This is a genomic window from Lactobacillus kalixensis DSM 16043 (assembly GCF_001434335.1).
GTDB lineage: Bacteria > Bacillota > Bacilli > Lactobacillales > Lactobacillaceae > Lactobacillus > Lactobacillus kalixensis.
In genome coordinates this window covers 20,311-39,158 of sequence record NZ_AZFM01000008.1, presented here as the reverse complement: position 1 = coordinate 39,158, position 18,848 = coordinate 20,311, and the positions used below count along the sequence as shown (strand labels likewise).

General features: G+C 35.9%; 19 protein-coding genes and 1 other annotated feature. Of the genes, 2 read left to right on the top strand and 17 right to left on the bottom strand.

The genetic code is table 11. The features are described from left to right. Window positions 1-48: 48 nt before the first annotated feature. The 10 genes from rpoD to rpsU all read right to left on the bottom strand — a co-directional run bounded on the left by rpoD (window position 49) and on the right by rpsU (window position 10,143). Window positions 49-1,155 carry an RNA polymerase sigma factor RpoD gene (gene rpoD, locus FC46_RS03820; protein WP_083478011.1) on the bottom strand — a complete coding sequence of 369 codons (1,107 nt, stop codon included), beginning with the start codon at window positions 1,153-1,155 and terminating at the stop codon, window positions 49-51. Between the two features lie 14 nt (window positions 1,156-1,169). Then, a complete protein-coding gene (gene dnaG, locus FC46_RS03815; protein WP_057798033.1) occupies window positions 1,170-2,978 on the bottom strand; it encodes a DNA primase in 1,809 nt (602 codons plus the stop codon). A 25-nt stretch (window positions 2,979-3,003) separates the two neighbouring features. Further along, a complete protein-coding gene (gene glyS / locus FC46_RS03810; protein ID WP_057798031.1) occupies window positions 3,004-5,070 on the bottom strand; it encodes a glycine--tRNA ligase subunit beta in 2,067 nt (688 codons plus the stop codon). Then, a complete protein-coding gene (gene glyQ / locus FC46_RS03805; RefSeq protein ID WP_057798029.1) occupies window positions 5,063-5,980 on the bottom strand; it encodes a glycine--tRNA ligase subunit alpha in 918 nt (305 codons plus the stop codon). Before glyQ ends, glyS begins: the two co-directional genes overlap by 8 nt. A 256-nt stretch (window positions 5,981-6,236) precedes the next feature. Continuing rightward, entirely contained in the window at window positions 6,237-6,989 is a 753-nt protein-coding gene (recO, locus tag FC46_RS03800) for a DNA repair protein RecO (RefSeq protein ID WP_057798026.1), read from the bottom strand. Window positions 6,990-6,992: 3 nt separating this feature from the next. Next, window positions 6,993-7,898 carry a GTPase Era gene (gene era, locus FC46_RS03795; protein ID WP_057798025.1) on the bottom strand — a complete coding sequence of 302 codons (906 nt, stop codon included), beginning with the start codon at window positions 7,896-7,898 and terminating at the stop codon, window positions 6,993-6,995. Then, the gene (gene ybeY / locus FC46_RS03790) at window positions 7,898-8,422 is read right to left on the bottom strand and encodes an rRNA maturation RNase YbeY (protein WP_057798023.1); all 525 of its coding nucleotides are present in this window, start codon (window positions 8,420-8,422) and stop codon (window positions 7,898-7,900) included. The genes era and ybeY overlap by 1 nt, the downstream gene beginning before the upstream one ends. 2 nt (window positions 8,423-8,424) lie before the next feature. Next, complete coding sequence (locus FC46_RS03785) at window positions 8,425-9,381, bottom strand: PhoH family protein (RefSeq protein WP_057798020.1); 957 nt, start codon at window positions 9,379-9,381, stop codon at window positions 8,425-8,427. 26 nt (window positions 9,382-9,407) lie between these two features. Beyond that, window positions 9,408-9,851: a GatB/YqeY domain-containing protein gene (locus FC46_RS03780; protein ID WP_057798017.1), complete on the bottom strand. Its 444-nt coding sequence runs from the start codon at window positions 9,849-9,851 to the stop codon at window positions 9,408-9,410. A gap of 115 nt (window positions 9,852-9,966) precedes the next feature. Further along, a complete protein-coding gene (rpsU, locus tag FC46_RS03775) occupies window positions 9,967-10,143 on the bottom strand; it encodes a 30S ribosomal protein S21 (protein WP_002880182.1) in 177 nt (58 codons plus the stop codon). A gap of 204 nt (window positions 10,144-10,347) precedes the next feature. On the opposite strand from rpsU, the gene FC46_RS03770 reads away from it, so the two are divergent. After that, on the top strand, window positions 10,348-11,175 hold the full coding sequence (locus tag FC46_RS03770; RefSeq protein ID WP_057798015.1) for a pyruvate, water dikinase regulatory protein: 828 nt from the start codon (window positions 10,348-10,350) through the stop codon (window positions 11,173-11,175). A 47-nt stretch (window positions 11,176-11,222) separates the two neighbouring features. Here FC46_RS03770 and FC46_RS03765 read toward each other — a convergent pair whose 3' ends face one another. From FC46_RS03765 to FC46_RS03750, 4 genes are all read right to left on the bottom strand, one after another. Next, on the bottom strand, window positions 11,223-12,611 hold the full coding sequence (locus tag FC46_RS03765; protein ID WP_057798013.1) for an amino acid permease: 1,389 nt from the start codon (window positions 12,609-12,611) through the stop codon (window positions 11,223-11,225). 12 nt (window positions 12,612-12,623) lie between these two features. Continuing rightward, the gene (mmuM, locus tag FC46_RS03760; RefSeq protein WP_057798012.1) at window positions 12,624-13,544 is read right to left on the bottom strand and encodes a homocysteine S-methyltransferase; all 921 of its coding nucleotides are present in this window, start codon (window positions 13,542-13,544) and stop codon (window positions 12,624-12,626) included. Window positions 13,545-13,590: 46 nt separating this feature from the next. Next, window positions 13,591-13,829, bottom strand: a binding site (T-box leader). A 48-nt stretch (window positions 13,830-13,877) separates the two neighbouring features. Further along, a complete protein-coding gene (locus FC46_RS03755) occupies window positions 13,878-14,705 on the bottom strand; it encodes an alpha/beta hydrolase (protein ID WP_057798010.1) in 828 nt (275 codons plus the stop codon). Beyond that, a complete protein-coding gene (locus FC46_RS03750) occupies window positions 14,692-15,972 on the bottom strand; it encodes a PTS transporter subunit EIIC (RefSeq protein WP_057798008.1) in 1,281 nt (426 codons plus the stop codon). The genes FC46_RS03755 and FC46_RS03750 overlap by 14 nt, the downstream gene beginning before the upstream one ends. A 159-nt stretch (window positions 15,973-16,131) precedes the next feature. Between FC46_RS03750 and FC46_RS03745 the strand changes: the two genes are divergently transcribed. Next, window positions 16,132-16,431, top strand: a complete 300-nt coding sequence (locus FC46_RS03745; protein ID WP_236702288.1) for a hypothetical protein — start codon at window positions 16,132-16,134, stop codon at window positions 16,429-16,431. 42 nt (window positions 16,432-16,473) lie between these two features. Here the strand turns inward: FC46_RS03745 and FC46_RS03740 are convergent, their stop codons facing one another. From FC46_RS03740 to thrB, 3 genes are all read right to left on the bottom strand, one after another. Further along, the gene (locus FC46_RS03740; protein ID WP_057798004.1) at window positions 16,474-17,352 is read right to left on the bottom strand and encodes a YitT family protein; all 879 of its coding nucleotides are present in this window, start codon (window positions 17,350-17,352) and stop codon (window positions 16,474-16,476) included. Window positions 17,353-17,433: 81 nt separating this feature from the next. Beyond that, window positions 17,434-17,964: a peptide-methionine (S)-S-oxide reductase MsrA gene (msrA, locus tag FC46_RS03735; protein WP_057798002.1), complete on the bottom strand. Its 531-nt coding sequence runs from the start codon at window positions 17,962-17,964 to the stop codon at window positions 17,434-17,436. A gap of 19 nt (window positions 17,965-17,983) precedes the next feature. Continuing rightward, on the bottom strand, window positions 17,984-18,847 hold the full coding sequence (gene thrB / locus FC46_RS03730) for a homoserine kinase (RefSeq protein WP_057797999.1): 864 nt from the start codon (window positions 18,845-18,847) through the stop codon (window positions 17,984-17,986). Window position 18,848: the final 1 nt, after the last annotated feature.

Genomic DNA, 18,848 nt, shown 5'->3' with positions numbered 1-18,848 from the left:
AGCAGAAGTATATATCATATTGATACACTTCTGCTTTTTTGCTATCTATTAATCTAAGAAGTCACGTAATTGGTTAGAACGACTTGGATGACGAAGCTTTCTCAAAGCTTTAGCTTCAATCTGACGAATACGTTCACGAGTAACACCAAATACTCTACCTACTTCTTCCAAAGTACGAGTACGGCCATCGTCTAAACCAAAACGAAGACGTAGAACATTTTCTTCACGATCAGTTAAAGTATCCAGAGTTTGTTCCAATTGTTCCTTAAGCATCTCGTATGAAGCATGTTGTTCAGGACTAGTTGCATCCTTATCTTCAATGAAGTCACCTAAGTGTGAGTCATCTTCTTCACCAATTGGTGTTTCCAAAGAAACAGGTTCTTGAGCAATCTTTAAAATATCACGAACCTTGTTAGTTGGCATATCCATTTCGGCACCAATTTCTTCAGGAGTCGGTTCACGACCTAAGTCTTGGAGAAGTTGACGTTGAATTCTAATTAACTTATTGATAGTTTCAACCATGTGAACTGGAATTCTGATAGTACGAGCTTGGTCTGCAATTGCACGGGTAATAGCTTGTCTAATCCACCAAGTTGCATAAGTTGAAAACTTAAAACCTAAACGGTAATCAAACTTATCAACGGCCTTCATAAGCCCCATGTTACCTTCTTGAATTAAGTCCAAGAAGGACATACCACGACCAACATAACGCTTAGCAATAGAAACAACCAATCTAAGGTTAGCTTCGGCTAATTCTTGCTTAGCTTCTTCATCGCCGTCTTCGATTCTTTTTGCTAAGGCAATTTCTTGGTCAGCATTAAGAAGTGGAACACGACCAATTTCCTTCAAGTACATACGTACAGGATCGTTCATTCTTACACTTGAAGGTGCTGACATGTCTTTCAATTCAGCTTTTTCGACATCTTTTTGCTTCTTTAAAGCAAGTTTAGAAGGATCACCATTCTTATCAACAATACTGATCCCATTATCCTCAAACTCTTGAACAAGTTGATCAACAGCTTTCCCTTGCAAGTTGTATGGCTTGATCAATAGGTTAGTAAAGCTATCTTCAGTAATGGACTTGTCCGCTTTAACTGCTCTAACAACTTTTTTAACCATCTTATCTAAAGACAGCTTTTCTGTTTTATCTACCACTAAAAAGCCTCCTCTTAACCCTTTGTTCTTTTTAACTGGATTATTTGTTGAGTAATTTCTAAAATTTCCTGAGTATCGTTTCTGCGCGCTGCATCCTGTATTTTGTTTTGTAACTCATTCAGTTGTAAATCGATTTTGCGCTTATGCAAGGATCCAATTAACTCATCAATTTCTCGTTCAGAAAAAGAATCGGGCATATCTATCATTTCAGCATTTACTATTATACCTTGAAGTTGTTCAGGAATAAAATCTAAAAAACTTTTTGTTGAATGATCTTCATGAGTTTCTATATAATTTAACCACAATTCTGCTAATTGAGCATAGCTCGGATCAGGGAAAAGATACTTTTGTTCTAAAATATAATCTCTTGCTTTCTCCGATTTAATAAATAAATATAGCAGCCTGGTTTGTGTCCAATCAAAATTATCATTTTGATTATCTGCAATTTCAGGTATAGGTGCACCAGGATCAGACGGCAGATTATTATAGCCATCTTGACCTTTATTACGTGCGGCTCGATTTTGACGTCTGCGCTCACGCATTAAGTTTACTTTTAATGAATCCTTCGAGACACCTTGTTGCTTAGCAAGCTTATCTAGGTATAAATCTTGCTCAACTGGATTTATTAAACGAGCAATTTCTTTAACCGCTTCATTTAAATAGGTAATTCGATCACGATCATTTTTTAAGTTATACTTTTGCGCTAATCTTTGCAGTAAAAAATCAGTTGGCGAAAGTGCACCACGAATTTCATCAAGATATTTTTCCGCGCCATATTTTTTGATATATTCATCTGGATCTAGTTTTTCTGGTAAAACAACAATTCCTAAATTAAAACCGCCGGCCTTTTCAAACAAATTAGTTGCTCGCTCTTCTGCATGTACACCAGGATCATCACCGTCATAGTTAATAATAATATTACGGCTGATACGCTTAAGCATATACACTTGCTGATCTGTTAAACTAGTCCCCATTGAAGCAATCCCTGAATGAACACCTGCCTTGTAAGCTGAAATCACATCCATGTAGCCCTCGTATAAGACTAAGTGTCCTTCAGTTCTAGCCGCTTTTTTAGCTTCTGCAAAGTGAAACAACGCTTTTGATTTGGTAAAAATCTCAGTTTCTGGACTGTTCATATATTTAGCTTCAGTTTTATCTTCAGATATCCGTCTACCAGAAAAACCAATAACCCTTCCACTTTCATCTCCTAGTGGAAACATTAAGCGATCTCTGAAGCGATCAAATAAACGTCCATCTTGACTTTGAACAAAGAGCCCACTTTTTGCTAAATCATCATCTGAATAATCCTTTCCGCGTAAATACGTTAACAAAAGATTATCTTGTTTAGGTGCATAACCAATCTTGAAATGATCCAAAATTTCATCAGATAAATCTCTCTGCCTGGCATATTGCATCCCCCGTTCACCAGCTTTAGTTGTTATTAAAACCCGGTGATAAAAATCTGCGGCTTCTTGATGAAGTTTAAGAAGCGGACTAAGTGCTTGAACTGGCCCACTTCCATAGCCACTTGGCATTGGAATATGAGCAAATTCTGCAATTTGTTCTACACTTTCAGGGAAAGTTAAATTGTCCTTAAACATTAAAAATTTAAAGACATTTCCACCTTTACCACAGCCAAAACACTTAAAAAATTGTTTTTCTTCATTTACTGTAAACGAAGGTGTCTTTTCTTGATGAAAAGGGCAAAGACCAATATAGTCTTTGCCTTTCTTTTCAAGTGACACGTATTGGCTGATAACGTCAACGATATTAACGCTATTTCGAACTTCATTAATAAATTCTTCTGGAATTCGTCCAGCCATTTAGCATCACCTATTCTTTATAAAATTATTTGATAACTAACTTGCTTAAATCACCTAAACGATCAGCCAAGACACTTACTTGCTTCAATTGAGCTAAGCGATTATTCTTAACAGCTTCATCCTTGGCCATAATCATATTAGTTTCAAAGTATTGATCAATAACTGGTTGTAATTGTACGAATCCAGCATACAAGTCAGCTAAATCTTCAACTTCTTGTAAGTTTTGAACACCAGCATACAATTCATTTTCGCTATTGTCATCGAACAAGTTTTCATCGACATCAGCTTTACCAGTGTACTTAGCCTTTTTCAAAATATTATCAATTCTAGTCAAGCTTTCAACTACTGGCTTAAATTCATCATCATCATGGTGTAATTGTAAAACGTCAGCTGCAGCTAAAATACGACTTGGATCTTGTTGACTTGAAGCCAAAACAGCATCAATAATATCGTACTTAAAGTTGTTCTTTTGAAGATATTGTTTAATTCTGTCACGAATGAACAAAGCAATTTGTTCATCTTCTTCGCCTTCCTTAGGAAGCTTAGCTGGAGTCTTACCATTAACAGCATCAACAATTTCTGGTAAAACTTCATTGAATGGTAATGACCATTTTTCATTAAGCAAAATTCTTACAATACCGTATGCGTAACGACGAAGTGCATATGGATCATTTGAAGAGCTTGGAATCATGCCAGCGCCAAAGAAAGTAATGATAGTATCAAGCTTATCAGCAATTGATAATAATGAACCTACAGTAGTTTCTGGAAGTGGACCTTCAGCAGTTGCAGGCATGTAGTGTTCCTTAATTGCAACACTAACTTCTTCATTTTCACCAGCAAGACGAGCATAGTGCATGCCCATTACACCTTGCAATTCAGCGAATTCACCAACCATTTGAGTTACTAAGTCAAACTTGTAAAGTTCAGCTGCACGATCAAAGTCAGTTACAACGTTTTCTGGAAGATTCCAGCGCTTAGCTAAGTAATTACCGATGATTCTAACTCTAGCCATCTTTTCGGCCATTGAACCAATCTTATCGTGGAATGAAACGCTTTGCATCTTGTCAGCGAAGTGACTTAATGGGTATTTACGGTCTTCATCGTAGAAGAATTGTGCATCATCAAGTCGAGCAACTAAAACCTTTTCATTACCAGAGATAACATTATCAAGGTAATCCTTGTTACCATTTCTAACCGCGATAAAGTGATTAATCAGCTTACCATTTTCATCGTAAACTTCAAAGTAACGTTGATTGTCTTTCATTGAAGTAATTAAGACTTCATTTGGAATTTGCAAGTATTTTTCATCAAATGAACCAGCAAAAACAGTTGGGTATTCAACAAGGTTAGTAACTTCTTCAAGTAAATTCTTGTCTTCTTTAATTATCCAATTATTCTTCTTTGCCAATTCATTCATTTGGTTAACGATCATGTCTTGGCGTTCTTTTGCATCAACGATTACAAATTGATCCTTCAATGCATCAACATAATCGTCAGCACTTGCTAAAACAACTGAATCACCTAAGAAACGGTGACCTTGAGTTTTACGACCAGCGGTAATATCCAAAATCTTAACTGGAACAACGTCATTACCAAATAATGAAACAAGCCAGTGAATTGGACGAACAAATTCAAAATCATTTGAATCCCAACGCATTTTAGTAGGGAAAGTCATGTCTTTGATAATATCAGACATTCCAAGCAAGATGTCGCTTGCTTTCTTACCTTCTTTTTGAACGTGAACATAAGCATATTCAGTACCCTTAAGTTCTTCGAAGTAGATATCATCAGCAGTCATTCCTTGACCGCGAGCAAATCCTTGAGCAGCCTTGGTCCAATTACCATCAGCATCTTGAGCAATTTTCTTTGCTGGACCTTTTTTAACTTCATCAATATCTTCTTGTTTTTCAGCTAAGTCTTCAACAAGAATAGTCAAACGGCGTGGAGTTGAGTAAGTCTTAATATCCTTAAAGTCCAAACCATTTTCATTTAAAAACTTTTGGGTCCGATCAGCAAGTTGTTTAACACTGCGAAAAACAACGTGAGCGGGCATTTCTTCAGTACCGATTTCAAATAAATAATCTTTAGGCATTTTCAACCCCTGCTTTCTTGTCTTCTGCACTCTTGAGTAATGGGAATCCACGCTTTTCACGTTCTTCAACGAATTTAACTGCTACTTCATGTGCTAAACTTCTAATTCTTGATAAGTAACCAGCACGTTCAGTAACTGAAACTGCACCACGTGCGTCCAATAAGTTGAAAGTATGTGAACACTTAAGGATGTAGTCGTAAGCTGGGTGAACTAAGTTTTGGTCTAATAAGCGTTTAGCAGTAGTTTCATAAGTGTCAAATGACTTTAGTAATTGTTCTTGATTTGACTCTTCAAATGCATACTTAGAGTGTTCATATTCAGGTTGTTTGAAAATGTCACGGTAAAGAACGCCATTACCCCATTCAAGGTCAAATACTGAGTTAACATCTTGAATGTATGAAGCCAATCTTTCAACACCGTAAGTGATTTCACTCATAGTTGGCTTAACGTCAAGTTCACCTACGACTTGGAAGTAAGTAAATTGAGAAACTTCCATACCATCAAGCCAAACTTCCCAACCAACACCAGCACAACCCATTGATGGGTTAGCCCAGTTGTCTTCTACGAAACGAATATCATGTTCAAGTGGATCAATACCTAAAACTTTCAAACTGTCTAAGTAATATTGTTGAATATCCTTAGGAGCTGGTTTGATAACTACTTGGAATTGGTGGTGTTGGAATAATCTGTTAGGATTTTCGCCATAACGCCCATCTGCTGGTCTTCTTGATGGTTCAACGTAGCATGCTGCCCAAGGTTCTGGACCAACAGCACGAAGAAAAGTGTAGGGACTCATAGTACCTGCACCCTTTTCAACATCATATGAAGGCATAATCATACAACCTTTAGAGGACCAGAATTGTTCCAATTTAAAGATCATATTTTGGATATTAATTTTTTTGTCTGCCATTTTTCCATTTCCTTCCTGCGCTAGGCTATAAAAAAAGCCTATGCAAAATTTGCATAGGGACGAATTGTTATCGCGGTTCCACCCTAATTCAGGAAGTGTTCTTCCTGCTCTTAATTAGATTGACTAGAGGTGCCTTTTCTTAGATGCCCTTTCACCATACGGCATTCGCTAAAACTAATACTTTTTATAATCCTCATCGTTGTCAAATACATTGATGATTTTACCACATGATTGCAAGTAAAACTACCCTAGGGAACTAAAAGAGTTTTAATTCGTCTAAAAACTTTTTAGTTTTTAAATTAAGATCAACTGTTTGACGGTAAATACGATCAATTGCGTCTCTTGTTGCTTTTTTAGAGTCTTCACTAATAGAAATATTACCCAATCGTTCAATTGGTAATAAGCCAATTGTTCTTAAAATTGCGGTTTCTTTTGGTTTTAAATGCAAGCGATTATTTTCTTGATAAAAATGATCGCTGCAAATAATTCCGCCTAGTTTGATTGAATAGTCAAAAATTCCTTTAGTTTTCCCGCAAATGACACATTTTTCAAGTTCTGGTTTTACACCGTATGCTTCAAGTAGCTGCATCTGGACAATTTGCGTGATCATTTCAGGATCAACTCCTTCATTGATCTTTCTAACTGCAAATTCTCCTAAATCGAAATACTTTCCAAGCGATTGATATTCTATAAAGGCATGATCTATTAAATCAAAAATAAAAGAAGCATAAGCATTCTTAGTCATGTCCTGATACAGATTATCGAATTGCTTTACTTCTTTATAGGTACGCAGCATGCTTAATCCATGTCCACTTGTATTGATTACATAAGTCCCATACGAAAAAATCATTGTTGCTGCACCGAGCCTTGATTTAGGTCTTAATGCACCACGAACAATCATTGTAATTATGCCATCATTTTTAGTGAAAACTTTAGCAAGCAAGTCTGCTTCTTTATATTTTTGACGTTTAATAATGATGCCTTGAACTTCCTTAAGTTCACGTACCATTAATTATAATTCCTTTTTGTCGTAACCAATCATCTTTAAGAAACTTGGATCTGAGCGCCAGTTATGTTGAACCTTTACCCATAAACGTAAATTGACCTTTTCACCTAAAAGGCTTTCGATCGCTTTGCGCGAATTGATTCCAATCTTCTTAAGCATTGATCCACCTTTACCAATGATAATGCCCTTTTGACCATCGCGTTCAACATAAATAGTAGCTTCGATCTGAAGCTTACCATTAACGCGTTGATTCATTCTCTCTACTGCAACAGCAGTAGCATGTGGAACTTCTTGACCGGTTAAATGCAAGATCTGTTCACGAATCAATTCGGCCACAATAAAGTATTCAGGACGATCGGTAATTTCATCTGAACTATAATATTGTGGGCCTTCTGGTAGATACTTGTATAGCGAATCTAACAAATCTGGAATACCAATCCCTTCGGTAGCTGAAACTGGTAAAAATTCCTTAAAATCACCTAATTTACGGTAAGAATCAATAATTGGTAAAAGTTTATCTGGATGAACTTCGTCAACTTTATTAATTACTAAAAGAGCTGGAACTTTAGCCTTTTTAACTAAATCGGCAATATATTCATCGCCTTTGCCAGCAGGTGCTGCTTCAACCATAAACATGACTAAATCAACATCTTTTAAACTTCCAAAACTTGCCTTATCCATGTAGTTATCTAAATCTGAATGAGGCTTAAAGATACCGGGAGTATCGACAAAAATTGCCTGCATATCATCGCCTGTATAAATACCAGAAATACGGTTTCTCGTAGTTTGAGGCTTATTAGAAGTAATTGCAATTTTTTCTCCGACAAGACGATTCATTAAAGTTGATTTTCCAACATTTGGTCGACCAACAATTGCAACGAATCCAGATTTAAAAGCTTTCTTTTGGTCCATTATTTACCTCTTCCAACATCTAATTGATCTGGGTATAAAGGTAAGCCGTAGTCCTCTAAGACTTTACCTTGAATACCAAACATCTCTTTTGCTTCTTCAGGCTTAATGTGGTCGTAGCCATTTAAATGCAAAAAGCCGTGAACAATAGTATAGCCGAATTCACGATCAAAGCCAGTACCATATTCAACACTGTGTCGTTTGATAACGCCAGGACACATAAAAAGATCACCAATATCTTCTTGAAAATCAGGATCGGTAGCAAATACAGACATATCCAGTCCATCTTCCCCATCTTCAATTGCAAAAGAAATCACATCCGTTGGACGGTCTTTATCGCGATACTTTAAATTAATTTCATGACTACGATCTTCGTCAACAAAATTAATGCTCATAGCAAGATTGGTATCTTTTCCGATTTCTTTTTTAGCAAGTAGCAACAACTTCATGATCCAATCTTGCCAATCTCTTTTTGTATCGTCTAAAAAACCCACTTCATCATTATATGTAATTTCAATTGGATCCATTTTTATCTTGTTTCCTCTTTTTCGTATGCATTAATAATCTTTGCGACAACAGGATGTCTAACAACATCATTAGATGAAAAGTTGATGAATTTAATCTGATCAATACCCTTTAATATATGCTGAGCATCAACTAAACCACTGTGCTGGCGCCCTGGTAAATCGACTTGCGTCATGTCACCATTAACAATCATCTTGGAATTAAAGCCCAAACGCGTTAAGAACATTTTCATTTGCGCGTCGGTAGTATTTTGAGCTTCATCTAAGATGACAAAGGCGTCATCAAGTGTTCGTCCACGCATATAAGCTAAAGGAGCTACTTCAATAGTTCCGCGTTCCATTAGGCGGTCAGTAGTATTATTGCCTAAAATAGCGTATAACGAGTCGTAAATTGGTCTCAAATATGGATCAACTTTTTCCTTTAAATCCCCTGGTAAAAATCCAAGAGATTCGCCAGCTTCAACAGCAGGTCTAGTTAAAACAATTCTAGAAACTTCACCTTTCTTAAAAGCAGCAATAGCACACACTACAGCTAAGAATGTTTTACCAGTACCCGCTGGACCGATTCCAAAAACCACATCATTTTTTTGAATAGCTTCAACATAACGCTTTTGTCCCATATTTTTAACTCTGATCGGTCTACCTTTAGTGTCCCGAATCAAAACTTGTTTATACAGATCAGAAAAGTATTCAGTTGTGCCTTTATCTGCCATTTTCATCGCACTTACAACATCGGGCGCACTGATGTTAACACCAGTATTCACAACATTGTCTAGTGCTTTTAAAACAGCCATGACTTTTTTGATGTTTTGATCATTTTCGCCTGCAACGACAATTTCGTTACCTGTGTCAGATACTGAAACATCATAGCCTTCTGATAATAGTTTTAAGTTTCCGTCATTTACACCAACGAGTTTCTGAATGTTTTCAGGGTTGTCAGGAATAAAACTTGTTTGAACCAAGTGAGTCGCTCCTTCTTCAATTTTGATTAATTCAATTGGTTTCGAACCAAAGCTGAAGCTTCTTTGCCATCGGCGCGGCCCTTAATTTTGGGCATAAGAGCCTTCATTACCTTACCAAAATCAGATTTACCTTTTGCATCAACTTCTTGAATAGTTTCAGCAACAATCTTATTTAATTCATCCTTAGATAATGGTTTAGGCATATAACTTTCTACAACAGTTAATTCCTTTTTGGTAGCATCAACTAAGTCATCTCTTTTGCCTTTGGCAAATTCTTCAATTGATTCTTCTCTTTGCTTTTTCTCACGATTTAAAACTGTTAATTCTTCATCAGCATTTAAATCATGACCTAATTTGATCTTTTCATTCATTAAAGCTGATTTAATCATTCTAACAGTATTTAACTTAATTTTATCTCTATCCTTCATGGCTTGTTTCATATCAGCCATGATCTCATCAGATAAACTCAACGTAGTTCCTTCTTTCTGTAGATAAAAAACCTACAATAGAATTATAACAGACTTAATAAGATGATAAAATATTCAAACAAAAAACCCTCACTTTTGTGTGAGAGTTTTTTATTTATTAATAATGTCTACGCTTGCGTGCAGCTTCTGACTTAAGCTTTCTGCGAACACTAGGTTTTTCGTAGAATTCGCGCTTACGGTATTCTTGTAAGGTACCACTTCTAGAAACGGAACGCTTGAAACGACGAAGAGCATCATCAATAGACTCGTTTTCGTGAACGATAGTCTTAGCCATGTGTGATCCCTCCTTCCATTTCTTGGCGTTACGCCATACGTTTAATTAAATTATAGCAAACGAAATCGGTCGGTCAATAGAAAGTTTGAAATTTTTGAAAATTATTTTTGCATGTTTATAAAAACACAATTTAAAGTTAGTTAAGCGATTTCAATTTACCGTATTTTTCGGTATAATTTTAACTATAGAAAGAGGTGCGAATTAATGCCTGAAAACAAAGAAAAAATTGAAGTAAACATTATTATTATCTCTGATGCAGCTGGCGATACTGCTTTTAACAACGCTACTGCCGCTGCGGCACAATTCCCTGAGGCAAAAATTAATTATCGCCGTTACCCATTCATCACTAACAAAGAAAAGTTAGATGAAGTCTTCAAGGAAGTTGAAAATTTCCCAAACTTAGTTTTAATCTACAGTTTGGTTAAAGATGAGATGCAATTACCAGTTATTCGCTTTGCTCGCGAACACAACATTCAAAGTGTTGACATCCTCTCACCTTCTGTAGAAGCACTAGCTCAAACTACAGGGATGCGTCCAGTTGAACAAAGTGGTGCACAACACAAACTTAATGAAAACTACTTTGACCGTATTTCAGCAATGGAATTTGCTGTTATGTATGATGACGGTAAAGATCCTAAAGGTTTCTTAGAAGCTGACGTTGTCTTACTTGGCGTATCTAGAACTTCTAAGACTCCACTTTCACTCTTCTTAGCTAACAAGAACTTGAAGGTCGCTAACTTACCATTGGTTCCAGAAACTCATATTCCAAAGGAAATTTACCAAGTTGATCCAAAGAAGATCATCGGTTTAACTAACGATCCTTCAGTTTTGAACGAAATTCGTCGTCAAAGAATGATTTCTTATGGATTAAATCCAGATACCACCTACTCTAATATGGATTCAATTAATCAAGAACTTGCATCAGCTCAAAAATTATACAAGGAACTGGGTTGTTATGTAATTAATGTAGCTCACAGATCAATTGAAGAAACTGCTGCATTGATTATGCACCACCTTGGGATAGAGGACTAACACATATTAGAGATTATGTAAAAAAGCCTGCATTTGCAGGCTTTTTCTTATTCTTCGACTTCTTCAACTTTTTTGCCAAAATTTCTCCATAAATAATGAATTAAGTAGCAGATTGCTACAAATGGGATTGTGTAGTACAGTGCAACTCTTTGAGTTGGATCAAACCAAATTAAGATACAGGACAATAAACTAGCAATGAAAGCAAAATAAGGAACCACTGGATACCACGGTGTGCGATATTTTAACTCACTCAATTGATGACCTTCTTTTAAAAATTGTTTTCTAAAATTGAGTTCCGCTAAAGCAATTGCCATCCATACAATTACAACTGCTAAACCTGAGATTGAAACTAGTACTAAATATACAGTGCTTGCTGCAACTTTGCTTGAAATTAATGCAAAAATTCCTCCGAGCATGCTGACGATTAATGCTAAAGTTGGCACGCCATTTTTCCCCGTCTTTTGAAATGCCTTAGGAATCGTTCCCTCATTACTTAGCGACCAGAGCATTCTAGTTGATGCGTACAGACCAGAGTTAGCCGCGGAAATAATTGCTGTTAATACAACGAAGTTCATAATATCTGCTGCAAATGGTACATGAATTAAATTCAAGACATAAACAAATGGACTTTGAGTAACTCCAGCTACTTTGTAAGGAATCAAGGCAGCCATTACAACAATGCTACCGATGAAGAAAATAACTAACCGCCATAAAGTAGTTTTAATTGCGCTTGGAATGGCTTCTTGCGGATTTTCCGCCTCTCCTGCAGTAATTCCAATCAATTCTGTTCCAGAAAAAGCAAAATTTACTGTTAGCATTGTGGTGAACACTCCACCAAAGCCATTGGGGAACCAACCATTTTGGTAAAAGTTAGCAAATCCTGGTGCATGACTAAAACCTTCGACAGGAAGGATCCCAACTATCGCAAGTAATCCTAAAATAATAAAGGCAATAATTGCAAAAACTTTAATTGCCGAAAACAAAAATTCACTTTCAGCAAAAATTTTCACTGAGAAAAAATTGCTCAAAAAGATTAAAATCATACAAGCAAGACTCCAGATCCAAACTGGAACATGTGGGAACCATTTCTGCATAATCAATCCAGCAGCTGTAAATTCTGATCCAAGTGCAATCGTCCACGTTAACCAATATAAGATTGCAACAACAAAGCCAGTTGAAGGACCGATATATTTTTTAGCATAAAAGTGAAAAGCACCTGTATAAGGCATTGCAACTGATAATTCACCGAGACAAAGCATTACTGCAAAAACAATTAATGCACCAACCAAATATGCAATCACCGTACCTAGTGGCCCAGCTTCATGAATTGTATAGCCAGAGCTTAAGAAAAGACCTGTTCCAATTACCCCACCAAGTGAAATCATACGAATATGCCTAGTGCCCATTTCTCTTTTTAAATGAGTTTTGTGCGCCATTCTTTCACCCTCCTATCTTAATTTTTCAATAGCTTCATGAATTTCACTAATTTCTTTAGGACCAGTTGTACAACATCCTCCAATCAAACGAGCACCATGATTAAACCATTCATTTGTTAATTCTTCGAAATCAAATTTTTCTTTAAATTCTACCCATTGCTTAATTTTAGGATCATAAGTGGCGCCAAGATTTGGATAAACAACTAACGGCAAATTAGTAAATCGATGGAACTCACTTAAGCTATCGTTCACTAAATCTGGCTTAATACAGTTAATTCCAACGCTGATAACTTGATCGTATTTTTTTAATTCCTGAACCGCTTCTTTAATAGTGGTCCCGTCGCTAAGATGTGTAGCATCCTTCAAAGTAAAACTGACGTAAACCGGAATATCAGGATGATTTTCTTGAAGCCAGTCTAAAACAGCTACCGGCTCACTAATCTTAGGTTGAGTTTCTAGTGCAATTAAATCAGGTTCTTCTTCTAAAACCAATTGCAATCTAGGTAAATGAAAATCCAAATACGCTTTTTTAGTTAATTCAAAATCACCTGAATACTCGCTCCCATCTGCTAAATATGCTCCGTATGATCCAATTGTTGCGGCAACATAATTATGCTTACCTGTTTTTGTTTCATAATCATCACGAGCCTTTTTAGCAATTTTAACCGCATTTTTGATAAATTCTTCTGCTTCTTTTCTTGAATATCCAAGTTTTTCAAAAGCTTGAACATTTGCTTGATAAGTGTTGGTAATAACTAATTCTGCTCCCGCATTGAAATAATCTGTATGTGCTTGGTACACAGCATCTAATTGATTTACTAGTGCGATCCCAGTCCACAAAGGATTATTGGTCTTAACGCCTTGTTTTTCTAATTCATCTGACATTGCTCCATCTAATACAATTCCATTTTTCACTTTTTCCAATAATCCCATTTTCAACACTTCTTTCTAATTTTTTTATAAAAAAAGCATCCATCCCGAAAAGGACGAATGCTTCGTGTTACCACCTTTAATTCATCTAATATTTACATACTAGACCTCATTAACTACTAAAAATAGTTTGTAAAGAATAACGGTTTACAACGCCGTTGCTAGCTAAATATCACTAGCACTGATATCCAAGCCCATCTTCACTAAATTTCTTTAGGTTATCTTTCACCAAGCGATAACTCTCTGTGCTAAATAAAAATAGTTACTCTGCTTTTCAAAATCTTTTAATTATTTGTTAACAATATACTATGGTGATTTTAAAAAGTCAACTGTTTTTTATCTAGCGTGCAGGACATATTGCTGAATTAAAGAAAGTACTTGGCGGTTCTGTGGTAGTGCTGAGTGCTGAGCTAACCTACCAGTTACCGTAATTTGTGTATAATGCTTGACAGCGCCTTGATAAATGTACTTACCTGCTTCTACACTACTTACTGGCACAATTCCATCAGCAACATAATTTTTAGTTCCTGCAACTGAGTAAACAGTTAAATAGCTAGGTAGATTTTTTCTATTTTTAATAAAATCCTTCAACATTTGCGTAGGTCGATTTGAAGTTTCGGCAAAGTTATATGGTGAACCGATTGTCATGAGCACCTTTAATCTAATCAATCTATTTTGAGTCGTATTGAAGTAATTCTCTAAAAATGCAGTATAAATCAAACCTCCGTTAGAGTGCCCTATAGCCTTGAAATTATTAAAATTATATCTTTGACGTAATTCATTAAAGGCTAAATTAAACCAGCGCGCTTGCTTTTTAATGTTACTGTAACCATCATGATTATTCTGGAAACCAACAACTATAAAGGGTTCATTATCACGTGCCCTAATTTGTCCAGTAAAGACCATTGAACCATCTGTTTTTACATAAACTTTTAACAGACTATGATTCTTTTGATCCATGCGATTAATTTCTCTAACCAAAGTATCAAATCGATTTACACTTGCAGAACTACCCGGAATCATAATGATTGGTGACATTCTTGAATCTCTTTGCCTTTGCATTTTTGAGGCGCTACTTCTTGAGTAATTGGCAGCTGGAATTGCAAACGCAATCGTTAAGACAAGGATAAATATTGGGACAAAAAACTTGCTAAATTTCTTCATTCTTAATCTCCTGGTATCTTCTTTCAACTTCATTTCCTAACTTAACGAAAGGTAAATAAATTACTGCATCAACAATAACCAAAAAAATTGTAAAGATTAAAGCAGAAATGTTGCCTCCTGTTCCCATTAAAGGACCTAAAACTCCTGGTGTTCCATTTGGAATTGGGTAAACTAATGGTGGAAACAATTTGAACCAAATTGCTACACTTCCTAAGAGCATATTAAGAATTGGTGATATTACAAATGGAATTAAATAAATAGGGTTCAAAATAGTAGGAAGACCGACAGCTACTGGCATACTAATATTGAAAAACACTGGAAATGAACTATATACTGCTACCTTTCTATGCTGTTTATTTTTACTAAATAACGCAACAGCAATTGTCAAAGAAAGAATAGCACCAGTTCCTCCTAGTTGTGCAAATCCACCAAATAAAGCATTTAAAGTATATGGATACGGAATATTCCAACTGGATTTATGACTAAGTGCGTAGCTTAAGTTAGCTACAGATTCATTATCGAAGATTGTGTTATTAAAGTTGAGCGTCCCACCGTAGCCAAACCAAAGCCCTAAAGTTGTTAGGAATGAAATAAAGATTGATAAACCATATGAACTGTGGCGATTTGCAACTGCAGTGACGCTTCTAGTAATAATTACATCTGCTTGATAACTGCGATAAATTGCAAACAGGATGTGCAAGCCCAGTGCAATTCCCAGCGAAATTAATAATGGTGTCATATTAGCAAAGACATCTTCTAAAATCGTGTTTCGATTGGCTTTATTAGTTGATTGATCTTTACCAAATTTTCCAAAAATCACTCCGACTACATAACCAACTACGATCCCGAAGATAAACCAGAACGCTGAGTAATAAGACATTTCAATTCTTCTGCTATCTCTAACTGTATGCAGGAAAATCAAGATATATGAAGCCATACTTGAAATACCGACAATAATTGAACGTTTTTTATAATGTTCAATAGTTAACTCAGCACTAATATAAGCAGCATAAATAGCAAGCAGTCCACTAGTTGCTTGACTAATATCAGCAATTATTGCAGCTATAAACTGGTAATTGGGTAACCATGCTTTAATATTAGTTAAACTCCCGAAAAAACTATCTGAAGTCAAAAAACTTTGGCTAAAAGCCCAGCAAAATGATCCAATTAGAGCAATCGGGAATAACGCTGTCATTGATCTTTGTAGAATTTGAATAAAGGTCCAACCCCTAAACCTTACTTGCCAATTAATAAACATTTCTCTCATATTTATCCTCCACTCGTATTATTCATCCCTATTCTACATACAAATTAAATTTTAATCTATTGTTTATAATTGGCCGATTGTTTATAATTTAAAATTATGAATAACCTTTTATCAATAAAAGAGTTAATGCTATAATTTCTAAAAAAAGAAATGAGAAAAATGATGCAAGACAATTTAAATAAAGACGAATTAAAAAGCAGACTTGAAAAAATGGCTGAAGAAAATCCTAATCCACAAATTTCTTATCAAGAGATTTTCTCCCCTGCATTTATGCAAAAGTATACCAACTTTGCCAATATTGACTTTTTCATTCAGAACTTAAAGTTAAAGAACTTTACTGAGCTTGAAAAGATGAACCCTGCAACTTTAGACAGTTTCATCCAAAAAGAAACGCATTTCAAAACTTGGGGTGAAATGCAACAAGCTGCAGTTAATAATTACATGACTAGCTTGTTTTAGCGTAAAAAAAGAAAGTGGAAATAAAATCCACTTTCTTTTTTGTTACACAATTTCTTGTTCTTTAAAGCGTCCGTATACCTTTTCAACTTCACTTACACTCATGAAAGCATATGGATCTGCGTTTGCGACAATTTGTCTAATATCGTACATATCATAACGGTCAATGATCGTAATTAGAACAGTTTTTTCGGTATGACCATATGCGCCTTCGGCATCATGTAAAATCGTGATCCCGCGGTGCATTTTATTTTGAATACCATCAATAATGTGCTGTGGGTGGTCGGTTACAATCATCACTTGCATCTTGCGGTGCTGAGTGTAGACAGCATCAATTACTCGCCCATTAATAAAAATGGTTAAAGCTGAATAAAGTGCTCTAGTCCAGCCAAAGATAAATCCAGCTGCTGCAATAATAATTAAGTTAACAAAAATGTTGAACTTACCATAACTTGTACCGGTTTTCATTCTAAATACGATCCCGACAATATCTAAACCACCAGTCGAAATTCCGTTTTTCAGTGCAAAACCAGTACCGATACCATTAATGGTCCCACCAAAAATCGCACATAAAAGTGGATCCCAGTGAACATCAAGTGGTTGAATCACTTTCATCATGATTGAGCCTAAAACAACTGCAATAACGGTAAAGAAAGTAAACTTATGACCAATCTTTGTCCATCCCAAAATGAATAATGGGACATTCAAAACAAAATACATCACTGAAGTTGACAATGTAAACGGCAGAAAACGTTCACTGATTGAGTTAATTAACTGAGCAAAACCGGTGATTCCTGATGAATACATATGCCCCGGCGTCCAGAAGAAATTCAAGGCTACAGCCACACAAATCGAATAGAAAAATGCAGCTGAAATTTTTGAAAAGAAATTATATCTTCGATTGAACTTGTCTAATTGGTCCATGATTTTAAATCCTTACTCTTTTGTTATCCATATCTGCTAATTAGTTTAACAAAAATTTCGATAGAACCAAATACAATAATTTTACTTTTTAAAACGAGCTTGATAATCTGCTCTACCACCAGACTTTTCTAGTGCGTAACGTTCAGGATTCTTCTTGTAGAAATCTTGATGATAATCTTCTGCTGGATAAAATGGAGCAGCTGGTTCAATTTGAGTCACAATTGGCTTATCAAAAATTCCACTGTTAGCTAGATCTTCTCTAGACTTTTCAGCCGTTTCTTTTTGTTCTTCAGAATTGTAATAAATTACTGGACGATATTGATCGCCGCGATCTTGAAATTGTCCAGTAGCATCAGTTGGATCCGCAACTTGCCAGTAAAGCTCTACTAGTTTCTTGTATGGGAACACTTCTGGATCAAATGTTATCTCGACGGCTTCTGTATGGCCAGTTGTACCACTGCAAACTTCTTCATAGGTAGGGTTTACAACATGTCCGCCGGTATAACCACTAACTACCTTTTTAATACCTGGAAGTGTATCGAATGGTTGAACCATGCACCAAAAACAACCGCCAGCAAAGATAGCGGTGTCATAACCTTTATTATTTGTCATTGTTGTATTCCTCCGTTTCTTATTTGATTACTTGAATACCGTCTTGATCAGGATTTAATTTTTCAACACGTGCTTTTAAGCCATTTTTTCTTAAATCATCGATAAAATCTTGTGTAAATTCCGGATCGGTTACTGTCATTACCGTTGAACCTGCGCCGCTCAAATAGGTTGCTAATGCTCCAGATTTTTTACCAATTTCGCGAATCTGACGCAATTCTGGTACTAATTCACTTCTAAACGGTTCATGAAAATGATCTGCTTCCATCAATTCGCCAACCTGATCGTATTTTTTCATTGCTAAACTAGCAACAAAAGTATTAGCAATTGAACTTGCATAAGTTGCCTTGCTAAATGCCATCTCTTTTGGTAAAACTGCTCTTGCATTCTTAGTAGCTAAATTATAGTCAGGAATATAGGCTACGAAATCAAATGGTGGAAGTGGTAATTTCACAGTATCAAAATGACCATTGATCATGCTGCCAACAACTAAACCACCCAAGATAGTAGGTGCAACATTGTCTGGATGTCCTTCGATTTGACTAGCCAATTCAACTTTTTCTTCATTAGACATATTTAGATTTGCCAGTTGATTTGCTAATTCAATTCCAGCTGCAATTGCACTTGAAGAGCTGCCTAAACCATGAGATAAAGGAATATTGCTAGTTACCTTTAAACGTTGAGGCTTTAAATCAGAACAAGTTTTTAAAGCAACTTGAACAATCATATTTCGTTCATCAGATGGAATTCCTTTAAAAGGATGATCAACGATCCACTTTTCACTTTTTCCGATAATCTCAACTTTTAAATATAAAGAAACGGCCATTCCAACTGAATCAAATCCTGGACCCAAATTAGCTGTAGAAGCTGGAGCTTTAATAATCATT